We start from the raw sequence: 10,790 nt of genomic DNA, 5'->3' as shown, positions 1-10,790 counted from the left end.
CTACCGGGGGCATCACGCACGCCGCCGCGGCCGTATGGTGTAGATCACATACCACCCGACCGGCCGGAGGCGCCCTGTGACCCAGACCGTCCGCCCCTCCTCCCCTGCCCCCGGTGAGGACCACATCGATTTGTCCTGGCGCAGATCCGCATCGTGCGGACTCACCCCGAAGAGCGCCCGGCCCGGAGCCCCCGACCCACGCGCATCGCGCTCCCACCGGCTCGCCGAAGCCGCCCGACCGGTGATGGACGACCTGGACGAGGTCCTCAAGGACACCGGGGCGATGCTCCTGCTCGCCGACCGCGAGGGTCGGGTCATCCGCTCGGTACGCGACAACGCCCGGATCTCCCGCATGCTGCTGCGGCGCGGGGTCGACGACGGGGCGACCCTGACCGAGGACACGGTGGGCAACAACGGCATCGGCACGGCCCTCGAGACCCGCGCCGGGGTGTTCATCCACGGCGAGCAACACTTCGCCGAGGTCCTGCGCGACTTCGCCTGCTACGGGCACCCGATCATCGACCCGCTCACGCGACGCCTGGTCGGCGCGGTGGATCTCACGGGTATGAGCGCCGACGCCTCCCGCATGTTCGCGCCGTTCGTCCGGAAGATCGTCGCGGACATCGAGGCCCGCTACGTCGACACCGCCCGTGCCGACGACCGCGAACTGTGGCACCGCTTCGTCGAACGCACCCGGGCCTCGGACACCGCGACATGCGCGTTCGGTGACGAGGTCGTGCTGGCCTCGCACTCGAGCCTGGAACGGCTGGACGCCCGCGACCTCGGCAGGCTCCGGCGCCTCGTCGACCGGGACGAGCTGGGCGACTCCGTCGAGCTGTCGGTGGGTACGGTCGGGGTGCTCTCGAGCCGGGTCGGCCGCCGTGGGCACCTGCTCGACCTGGTGTTCCCGGACCAACAGCACCCGGCCGTGCCCGTCCTGGGCAGCACCCGGCCTGCCTCCACTGCCGCCATGGCCGCGTCCACCCCGGGGAGGTCGGCGATGCCCGCCGCGTCCACGCCCGGCTCCTCCAGCGGGGCCACCGGGCGGGCCCACGCCGTGGTCGGCCCCTCCGGGTCGGGACGATCGACGACGGCGCGGGACATCGCCGGCCCGGGCGCCCTGCACGTCCGTCTCGCGGAAGCCGACAGCGCGGACGCCGCGTGGATCGGGCTCGTGGTGCCCGCCCTACGTGACCAGGGCGATCAGGGCAGGCCGCTGGTCCTGGACGACATCGACCTCCTCGACGACGCCGACCTGCGCCGCCTGGCAGCACGCCTACGGTCGGCGGGGGCCGCCCTCGTCGTCGTCACCAGTCGCGAGGACCCCCGCGCGGCGGTGACGGAGGCACTGGACGCGTGCGGGACGAGGACCGTTCTGCGGCCGCTGCACGAACGGGGGGCCGAGAGCGCCGAGATCGTCGCCCGGATGGTGACGGAACTGACCGCCGAGAAGGGGCTCGGCCCGACCGTGCCCACAGCGCGCTTCACGGACGCCGTCTGCGCCCTGGACCTGCCCAACGGACTGATCTCCCTGCGGTCGATCCTGAGCGAATGCCTCACCGAATCCGGGCACAGGGGATCGACGACCCTCGACGTGGACTCACTGCCGTCCCGCGCCCGCACCGGACGCCCGCCCCGGGCCGGGGAGCTGGCGAGAGGCGAGTACGACGCGATCGTCGCCGCCCTGGCCGAATGCGACGGCGTCCGGTCACGCGCCGCCAGACGGCTGGGCATCAGCAGGACCACCCTGTACGCCCGGATGCGCGAGTTCGGCTTGTCCTGACGGGCGGCGTCGACCCGGCCTCTGCCCGGCGTCGTCGATGCTGTCCGTGTTGTGCATGGTGTCCAGAATCTGAACACTCCGCCGAGCCGGACCGACCCCATGATGGGTTGTGACCGGCCTCACACTTGAGCCGGTCGGGATTCTTGGAGGACACAATGACCGGCACACTCTCCCGGGACACCGGCGCCACCACCCAGGTCGACGAGCGGCTCGGCACCGAGGCCCGCGACTTCCTCGGCCGCCCGCACCAGCTCTTCATCGACGGGCAGTGGGTCGACGCCGCCGACGGCCGCACCTTCGGCACCTACGACCCCGCTACCGGCGCCGAGATCACCCAGGTCGCCCACGGCGGGCCCGAGGACGTCAACCGGGCCGTGGCCGCCGCACGCCGCGCATTCGACGACGGCGCCTGGGCCACGATGAAGCCCAACCAGCGCGAGCAGATCCTCTGGCGCATCGGCGACCTGCTGGACGCCAAGGCCGAGCTGTTCGGCCAGATCGAGGCGCTGGACAACGGCAAGTCCGTGGCGATCGCGACCGCCGTCGACGTGGCATGGGCTGCGGACGTGTTCCGCTACTACGCCGGCTGGTCCACCAAGATCGAGGGCTCCACCGTCAACGTGTCGATGCCGTTCGCCGGCGACAAGCAGTTCCACGCCTACACCCAGCGCGTCCCCGTGGGCGTGTGCGGGCAGATCATCCCCTGGAACTTCCCCCTGCTCATGGCGGCATGGAAGCTCGCACCCGCCCTGGCCACCGGCAACACGCTGGTGCTCAAGCCGGCCGAGCAGACGCCGCTGACCGCGCTGCTGCTGGGCGAGGTCATCGCCGAGGCCGGGGTTCCCGACGGCGTGGTCAACATCGTCACCGGCTTCGGCGACGCCGGCGCGGCCATCTCGGCCCACGACGACGTGGACAAGGTGGCCTTCACCGGCTCCACCGAGGTCGGGAAGCTGATCGTCGACGCAGCCAAGGGCAACCTCAAGAAGGTCTCCCTCGAGCTGGGCGGCAAGAGCGCCAACATCGTCTTCGCCGACTGCGACTTCGAGGCCGCCGTCGCCGGGTCCGTGGCCGCGTGGATGTTCAACCACGGGCAGGCCTGCACCGCCGGCACCCGCCTGTACGTCGAGGACTCCATCTACGAGGAGTTCACGCAGGCCGTCGCCGACGCCGCCGCCCAGGCCACCATCGGGCACGGCCTGGACCCCGCCACCGAACTCGGCCCGCTCGTCGACCAGGACCAGTTCGACAAGGTCTCCTACTACCTACGAGCCGGGATCGAGGACGGCGGACGCGCTCTGACCGGTGGCGGCCGACACGGTGACACCGGCTTCTTCGTCCAACCGACCGTCTTCGTGGACGTCGAACCCGACCACCGGGTGGTCACGGACGAGATCTTCGGCCCCGTCGTCTCGGCCCTGCGGTTCACCGACATCGACGACGCGGTCCGGCAGGCCAACGACTCGATCTACGGCCTCGCCGCGGGCGTCTGGACGAAGGACATCTCCAAGGCCCACAAGGTCGCCAGCCGTCTGCACGCCGGCTCGGTCTGGGTCAACCAGTACAACGGCTTCGACACCGCCATGCCGTTCGGCGGGTTCAAGCAGTCCGGATGGGGCCGCGAACTGGGCCAGGGTGCGCTGGACCTCTACACCCAGACCAGGTCGGTCAACATCCAGCTCTGAGTGATCGAGCTCTGAGTGATCGAGCTCCACGAACCGGGACCCGGCGTCCCTGTGCCCCCTCCGGGGACGTCGGCGACTCCCCTCTCTTCCCACTCACCCCTTCCCATCCTGCGCTCCCCGAAAGGAACACCGTCGTGAAGACCAAAGCAGCAGTACTGTTCGACCTCCACAAGCCGTTCGAGATCATCGAGCTCGACCTGGACGATCCCGGCCCCGGTGAGGTGTTGATCAAGTACACGGCCGCGGGCCTGTGCCACTCCGACCTGCACCTGTCCGACGGCTCACTCCCGCCGCGCTTCCCGATCGTCGGCGGGCACGAGGGAGCCGGGGTGATCGAGGCCGTGGGCGTGGGCGTGACCAAGGTCAAGCCGGGCGACCACGTGGTGTGCTCGTTCATCCCCAACTGCGGGACCTGTAGGTATTGCTCGACCGGTCGGCAGAACCTCTGCGACATGGGTGCGACGATCCTCGAGGGCCACATGCCCGACGGGACCTTCCGCTTCCACTCGGACGGCAAGGACTTCGGCGCGATGTGCATGCTCGGCACCTTCTCCGAGCGATCGGTGATCTCACAGCACTCGGTGGTCAAGGTCGACGACTGGCTGCCGCTCGACAAGGCCGTCCTGGTGGGTTGCGGCGTGCCGTCGGGCTGGGGCACCGCCACCTACGCCGGCAACGTGCGCCAGGGCGACACCGTGGTCATCTACGGCATCGGCGGCCTGGGCATCAACGCCGTCCAGGGCGCCGTCCACTCCGGTGCCCGCCACGTCGTCGTGGTGGATCCCGTTCAGTTCAAGCGCGACGAGGCGTTGAAGTTCGGCGCCACCCACGCCTTCGCCGACGCCGCCGAGGCCCACGCCGAGGTCGAGAAGCTGACCTGGGGACAGATGGCGGACCAGGCGCTCATCCTGGTGGGCACCGTCGACGAGCAGGTCGTCTCGAGCGCGTTCGACGTGATCGGCAAGGGCGGCACGGTGGTGATCACCGGCCTGGGCAACATGACGGACAAGACCGTCCAGGTCAGCGGCACCATGATGGCCCTGTTCGGGAAGACCATCACAGGCACCCTGTTCGGTTCCGCCAACCCGCAGTACGACATCGTCAAGCTCCTGCGCCTGTACGACGAGGGCAAGCTCAAGCTGGACGAACTCATCACCACGACCTACACGCTCGACCAGGTGAACGAGGGCTACCAGGACCTGCAGGACGGCAAGATCATGCGCGGGGTGATCATCCACGACACCTGATCCGTCGCCGGCAGCCGTCCCGACAACTCCGCCCGCAGCCGCGCGCAATCACTGCAGCCGCTCACGAGTTATCGTGGGCGGCTGCAGTAATTGCGCGCGGTTGTCCGGCGAGGCCTGGTCCAGGACTGCCAGGACCTGAATTTCACAGGGCCGGCTTCTCCACAGGGTCCGGCCGCCGGCCTTGTTTGTGGGCCGGATTCACCGGGGGGCCCTGGCACCGTTGCCGCCATGACACCAGCGATCCCGTTTGTCACGGGGCAACCCTTCACGACGGCAGAGGCGACCCGGGCGGGACTGTCGCACCGCGCACTCACGGCCGCGGTCTCTGCAGGAAGCCTGATCAGGAGCAGGCACGGGTGGTTTCATTTGCCCGTCGCCGGTGAGTCCCGGAAGGCCTCCGCCGTCAGGTCCTCCAGGATCGCGCTGTCAGAGGGACCGGCCGGGGCACTGATCAGCCACCACACGGCAGCGGAGCTCCACGGCCTCCCCCTCGTCAGAACCCGGACCCAGGGCGTCCACCTGACGGTCGGCCGGCCCGCCGGAGGACGCAAGACCCCTCACGTCCAGATCCATACCTCTCCGGGGAGTTCCCTGTCAGCCACCGAGGTCGACGGCATCCCCGTCACGACCGTTGATCGGACGATCATCGACCTTGCCCGGACTGCAGGCTTCGATGCGGGCGTCTGCGCGGCGGACCATGCGCTACGCCTGAAGTTGGTCACGCGGACTTCTCTGGTGAACGAGCTCGAACTTCACCGCGGCCGCACCGGTGTCGCGATAGCCCGAGAGGCTGTGGATTTTGCGGACCCTCTCGCGGAGAGCCCTGGTGAATCGCTCTCCCGCTGCGTCATGAGATCCCTGCACGTCATTCCGACCCCTCGACTGCAGCACCGTTACCTCTCACCCGAAGGACACGTCATCGCCCGTACTGACTTCTCCTGGGGAGAAGGCAGACTGGCCGGCGAGTTCGACGGCAGGATCAAGTACTCGGGCCGCGCCAGCAACGGCACGGACCCGAGCGAGGTGGTGTGGCTCGAGAAGCAGCGCGAGGACCAGTTGCGGGATCTCGGGGTGGTGGTGATCCGCTGGATCTGGAACGACCTGTTCAAGCCCGCCCGGTTCGAGCGCCTATTGACCGCCGGGCTCCGACGAGCGCAACTCCTCTGACTTGCCCACGGCCGACCTCACGAACCGGCCCGCAGCCGACCCCGCGCCATCCGCGCGCAACCACTGCAGCCGCTGACGGAATTTCGTGCGCGGCTGCAGTGGTTGCGCGCGGCTGCGGCTGGGCTCGGCGTGAGGCTTCGGCTGGGCTCGGCGTGAGGCTTCGGCTGGGCTCGGCGCGCGGCTGCGGCTGGGCACGGCGTGCGGCTTCGCTGAGCCGGCTCAGGGCGTGGGCGCACCGCCGGTCACCGACAGCGTGTTGCCGGTCGTGTACGACGACTCCTCGGAGGCCAGGTAGACGTAGGCGCCGGCCATCTCGACCGGCTGACCGGGCCGGCCCAGCGGGTTCTTCTGACCGAAGTACGGCAGCTTCTCCGGCTTCTGCCCGCCAGAGACCTGCAGCGCCGTCCAGAAAGGCCCGGGCGCCACGGCGTTGACGCGGATCCCCCGGGGCGCGAGTTGCTGCGCCAACGCCTTGGACATGGTGTTGACCGCCGCACGTGAGGTCGCGTAGTCCACGAGGCCCGGCGACGGCGTGTAGGCCTGCACAGACGAGGTGAAGATGACACTGGCGCCCGGCTGCAGATGCCCCAGGGCCTCCTGCATCATCCAGAACGGCGCCGAGATGTTGACGTTCATCGTCTCGGCCCACTGCTCGGAGGTCAGGTCCTCGAGATTCTCCACGTAGGTCTGCCGGGCGGCGTTGAGCACCAGCACGTCGATCCCGCCGAGCCCGGCGACGGCGTCGCGGACGATCCCCCGGGCGACCTCCTCGTCGCCCACATCGCCGGGCAGCAGCACGCATGTCCGTCCGGCCTCGCGGACCAGTCGCGCGACCTCGTCGGCGTCGGACTGCTCGGACGGCAGGTAGCCGATCGCGACATCGGCGCCCTCGCGGGCGTAGGCGATCGCGATGGCCCGACCTATTCCCGAGTCACCGCCCGTGATGAGCGCCCGTCGGCCGGTGAGCCGACCGTGGCCGACGTAGGACGTCTCGCCGTGGTCGGCGGGCGGGACGAGCTCGGACGCCAACCCGGGAACGGGCTGCGACTGCAGAGGAATCTCCACCTCGTACTTGGAGGTGGGGTCGATCAGCACCGCGTCGTCGGGCTGGACGGCGTCGGGCCGGTCGGAGGGCGTGAAGGTGGGGTCGGTGCTCACTGGCGGGCCTCCTGGGTCGTGTAGCTGCATCGACGGTACGCGCCACCGGCGGCCACCCGTCCGGATGCGAGGTCGTGCCGAATCCCCCACACTGCGGAAGAGAACTCAACTTCCCTCGAGACGAAGGAGCAAGCATGCCCCGTTACCGCGTGATTGACCCCAAGCAGAACGTGATCGACGAGAAGGAGTTCGCCGACGACACCAAGGCCTACGACTGGTTCAAGACGGTCGAGGTCCCGGACGACTCGCTCGGCTACGCCATGGAGGTCGACATGGACGGCAAGTGGACGCGCTTCGAGATCAACGACGGCGGCACCAACACCTCCCCCGCGGCCGACGAGGGCTCCGGCATCGCCTGAGCCCACCCCGCAGACGCCGCTACTCCGCCTCCCGTCACCCGCCACGCGCGGGTGGGGCGAGGCGGAGTCGCTCATTTCGGCCGACCCGCGCGGTGGACGCGTTCGCGGATGGCGAGCATCAGGGAGTCCATGCGCGCGGTCTCCTCGAGCAGGTCCGGGACCGCATCCGGGTGGCCGGAGCGGTTGTCGAGGCAGGCGGCGTTCGCCCGCTCGAGCAGCGCGGCGAACTCCGGATCGGCGTCGGTGCGGTCCCTGACGTCGGGATAGGTGCCCTCGAGCGGGGTACCGATCCCCAGAGTGGGCCGGAGCGCGTACCACCGGTCGAGGGTCTCGGTCAGCGCCTCCAGCGCCAGGAAGTAGGAATGCCGGGCCGAATCCACTGCGCGCTCGGCGGTGAGCTGGACCGGGTCGGACCCCCGCCGTAGTCGGCGGCGGCGGGACAGATCCTCCAGCCCGGACCGCACGAGCCAGCCGGTCACCGCGACCCAGGCGGCGAGCCCGGCGATCACCGTGAGCAGCAGCAACGCGAGGATCAGGGGCATGCCGTCACCGCCCCACGGCCGATGCGCCGGGCCGCCGAGACCCCGGCCCCGACCCCGGGGCCGTCATGTCCCCACCAGTGCGTGCAGGACGAGCGTCAGCGGCACGGACAGCAGTACCGCCGCCGAGATGCCGGCCCCGATCAGTTTCCCCAGGCCCGCCCAGCGGAGTTCCGAGCATTCCGCTTCGACGGCGGCCTGTGACAGCGGCGCCGCGAGCCGACCGGCGGCGGACGCCTGCGCCTCCGCGACGGTCGGCCAGGTCGCGGGGACGTGGGCGTGGGGGTCGCCCCCGAGCTCATCTGCGGCGACGAGGGCTCGCTGTTCGTCCCACTCGGACAGTCGCTGGTCGAGTTCGGCCACCGCCGCCTCAGCCGCCTCGATCCGCCGGCCCTCGGCCGTTCGCGAGGAGGTGACCGAGGGCAGTTCCATGCCACCAGCTTCCCCCACCCGAGCTGGCCCGGGCAAGGGTCAGCCCTCGACCAACCCGCCGTCGACGATGAGGTTCTGCCCGGTCACGGCCCGCGCCCACGGGGAGGCGAAGAACAGCACCGCGTCGGCGAGCTCGGCCGGGGTGATCACGCGCCGCAGCGGGGTCCCGGAGTCGATGACGTCGAGCGCCTCTTCAGGTGTAGCGGCCCAGGCGTCGGTGGTGCGCAGCAGGCCGCCGGAGACCACCATGATGCCGTCCGGCCCGAGGTCGGTGGCGAGGGTGGCCTTGACCGCGTCACGCGGCTGCGAGTCGAAGTCCTCCCAGGTGAGGGTCTCCGGCCGCGGCCGGGCGTCGGTCGGAGAGGGCGCGCACCTCGTCGCCGTCGTCGTCGTCGTCGGTCACGTCGGCGCGTAGTGCGACGGCGCGTCGTGAGTCGGCGCGTCGTGAGTCGGCGCGTCGTGAGTCGGCGCGTCGTGAGTCGGGGCGTCGTGAGTCGGGGCGGCCCTCGCCGAGCTCACGGTCGAGGTCGGCGGCGGCCTCGCTGCGTCGGTAGTCGACGACGACGAGGGCGCCCACCCGCAAGAAGGCGCGGATGATCTCCACGCCGAGTCCGCGTGCTCCGCCGGTGACCGGGACGACCTGCTCGTTGATACGCATTCCACTCGCTTCCCGGAGGTTCCTCACGGGGAACGCGATGCCCACCTGCCCGCCGCGCGACGACCGCACCAAGCGGCACTGTCTGATCCGCCCCGCGAACCTGGACACCCGTCCTAGGATCGGCGCATGACCCCCGGCCCGCCGCACGATCCGCGCCCCTCGAGAACCACTGATGTCATCGTGATCGGCAGTGGTTTCGGCGGCGCGGTCTCTGCTCTTCGGCTGGCCGAGCAGGGGCGCTCGGTCCTGGTGCTCGAACAGGGTCGTCGTCATTCCCCCGCCGATCTCCTCGCCGCCCGCACCGACCCGCGCAAGTATCTGTGGATGCCCGAGCTGGGGCTCAAGGGCTTCTTCTGGCAGCGGGTGCTGCGGCACGTCGGCATCATCGGCGGTGCGGGCGTGGGCGGCGGCAGCATCGTGTGGGCCGGCGTGCTGCTCGAACCGGAGGACGAGTTCTTCACCGACCCGGCCTGGCCCGCGGTGGCCGACGGGTGGCGCGCACAGCTGGCGGGGCACTACCGCACCGCCGCCCGCACGCTCGGGCGCGAGACGACGCGGTTCGTCGGCGAGATGGACGAGCACCTCGAGGCCACGGCCAGGTCGATGGGCGCCGGTGGGACGTACGGCCCGACGCCGATGGCGATCTGGTTCGGCGCACCCGGCGAGGAGGGCGTGACCGTGCCGGATCCGTTCTTCGGCGGCGAAGGGCCCGATCGCACGGGCTGCCGGCTCTGCGGCGCGTGCCTCGTCGGCTGCCCGTACGGCAGTAAGAACACCCTCGATCTCAACTACCTGTGGCTGGCGGAGAAGCGCGGCGCCCGGATCCGCCCCGACACCAAGGTGGACACGATCGCCGAACTCCGCGGCGGCGGATACGAGGTCCGCACCGCGGGCGGGGAGACGCTCCACGCCGCCGAGGTGGTGGTGGCCGCGGGCGTCCTCGGCACCGTCGAGCTCCTGTTCCGCTCCCGCGAGCAGGGCCTGCTCCCCCGCGTCTCGGCCCGGCTCGGCGAGGGCGTGCGCACCAACTCCGAGGCCATCACCGCGGTCCTGGCCGACGACCCCGATGCCGACCTCACCCGCGGCCCCACCATCTCGAGCGAGTTCTACCCGGACGCCGCCACGCACGTCACCCAGAACCGGTACGTCGGCGGCTGGCACATGCGGCTACAGCTCGGACCGCTGATCGACGGCGCTGACCCCGCCCGTCGCCGCCGCGCGATCCTGGCCCAGCTCGCGCGGCGGCCTCTACAACAGGTGCGGCTGATGACCGCGCGCAACTTCATCGAGCGCCTGAGCGTGTTCACGGTGATGCAGAACGTGGAGAACGAGATCCGGCTCGTGTTCGACCGCTCCCCGATCACGCCGTGGCGGCGGGTGTTGCGGTCGCGGGCCGGGGAGGGCGAGCCGGCCCCCAGCTATCTGCCGCAGGCCAACGAGGTCGCGCGGCGGTTCGCCGAGTCGGTGGGCGGCCGGCCCCTCAACCTGCTGCTCGAGAGCGTGGGCGGCAAGTCGATCACCGCTCACGTGCTCGGCGGCGCGGCGATGGGGACCGACGCCTCCGACGGCGTGATCGACACCGACCACCAGGTCTTCGGGCATCCGGGCCTGTACGTGGTGGACGGGTCGTCGATCCCGGCGAACGTCGGCGTCAACCCGAGCCTGACCATCACTGCCATGGCCGAGCGGTTCGCCGCCCGCTACCGGGCCCGCCGCGCCGCGTCCCCCACCGCGTCCCCTACTGCAGCGTCCCCTACTGCAG

General features: G+C 70.6%; 9 protein-coding genes and 1 pseudogene. 6 read left to right on the top strand and 4 right to left on the bottom strand.

What is annotated here, in order from left to right; genetic code table 11:
• Positions 1 to 76 precede the first annotated feature (76 nt).
• The 4 genes from J1M64_RS15790 (at position 77) to J1M64_RS15775 (ending at position 5,882) form a co-directional block, all read left to right on the top strand.
• Positions 77 to 1,783 (top strand): helix-turn-helix domain-containing protein, encoded by a 1,707-nt coding sequence (locus J1M64_RS15790; RefSeq protein WP_206474811.1) that lies wholly within the window; start codon positions 77 to 79, stop codon positions 1,781 to 1,783.
• A gap of 155 nt (positions 1,784 to 1,938) precedes the next feature.
• On the top strand, positions 1,939 to 3,468 hold the full coding sequence (locus J1M64_RS15785) for an aldehyde dehydrogenase family protein (protein ID WP_206474810.1): 1,530 nt from the start codon (positions 1,939 to 1,941) through the stop codon (positions 3,466 to 3,468).
• A gap of 134 nt (positions 3,469 to 3,602) precedes the next feature.
• Positions 3,603 to 4,715 carry an NDMA-dependent alcohol dehydrogenase gene (locus tag J1M64_RS15780; RefSeq protein ID WP_163375527.1) on the top strand — a complete coding sequence of 371 codons (1,113 nt, stop codon included), beginning with the start codon at positions 3,603 to 3,605 and terminating at the stop codon, positions 4,713 to 4,715.
• Between the two features lie 849 nt (positions 4,716 to 5,564).
• Positions 5,565 to 5,882: a hypothetical protein gene (locus J1M64_RS15775; protein WP_206474809.1), complete on the top strand. Its 318-nt coding sequence runs from the start codon at positions 5,565 to 5,567 to the stop codon at positions 5,880 to 5,882.
• Between the two features lie 219 nt (positions 5,883 to 6,101).
• Here J1M64_RS15775 and J1M64_RS15770 read toward each other — a convergent pair whose 3' ends face one another.
• The gene (locus J1M64_RS15770; RefSeq protein WP_307872465.1) at positions 6,102 to 7,040 is read right to left on the bottom strand and encodes an SDR family oxidoreductase; all 939 of its coding nucleotides are present in this window, start codon (positions 7,038 to 7,040) and stop codon (positions 6,102 to 6,104) included.
• 134 nt (positions 7,041 to 7,174) lie between these two features.
• On the opposite strand from J1M64_RS15770, the gene J1M64_RS15765 reads away from it, so the two are divergent.
• Complete coding sequence (locus tag J1M64_RS15765) at positions 7,175 to 7,399, top strand: hypothetical protein (protein WP_206474808.1); 225 nt, start codon at positions 7,175 to 7,177, stop codon at positions 7,397 to 7,399.
• 71 nt (positions 7,400 to 7,470) lie between these two features.
• On the opposite strand, the gene J1M64_RS15760 is transcribed toward J1M64_RS15765, so the two are convergent.
• From J1M64_RS15760 to J1M64_RS20575, 3 genes and pseudogenes are all read right to left on the bottom strand, one after another.
• Positions 7,471 to 7,941 (bottom strand): hypothetical protein, encoded by a 471-nt coding sequence (locus J1M64_RS15760; protein WP_206474807.1) that lies wholly within the window; start codon positions 7,939 to 7,941, stop codon positions 7,471 to 7,473.
• Between the two features lie 63 nt (positions 7,942 to 8,004).
• A complete protein-coding gene (locus tag J1M64_RS15755) occupies positions 8,005 to 8,370 on the bottom strand; it encodes a hypothetical protein (protein ID WP_206474806.1) in 366 nt (121 codons plus the stop codon).
• Between the two features lie 39 nt (positions 8,371 to 8,409).
• Positions 8,410 to 9,028 (bottom strand): annotated as a pseudogene (locus J1M64_RS20575) (SDR family oxidoreductase).
• A gap of 126 nt (positions 9,029 to 9,154) precedes the next feature.
• Between J1M64_RS20575 and J1M64_RS15745 the strand changes: the two are divergent.
• Positions 9,155 to 10,790: GMC oxidoreductase (locus J1M64_RS15745; RefSeq protein ID WP_206474805.1), on the top strand; the 1,636-nt coding region annotated here is incomplete at its 3' end.

It is taken from the genome of Dietzia sp. KRD202 (genome assembly GCF_017168155.1).
Taxonomy (GTDB): Bacteria; Actinomycetota; Actinomycetes; order Mycobacteriales; family Mycobacteriaceae; genus Dietzia; species Dietzia kunjamensis.
Note: the sequence above shows the minus strand (reverse complement) of the source record. Positions and strands in the feature narration are given on the sequence as shown.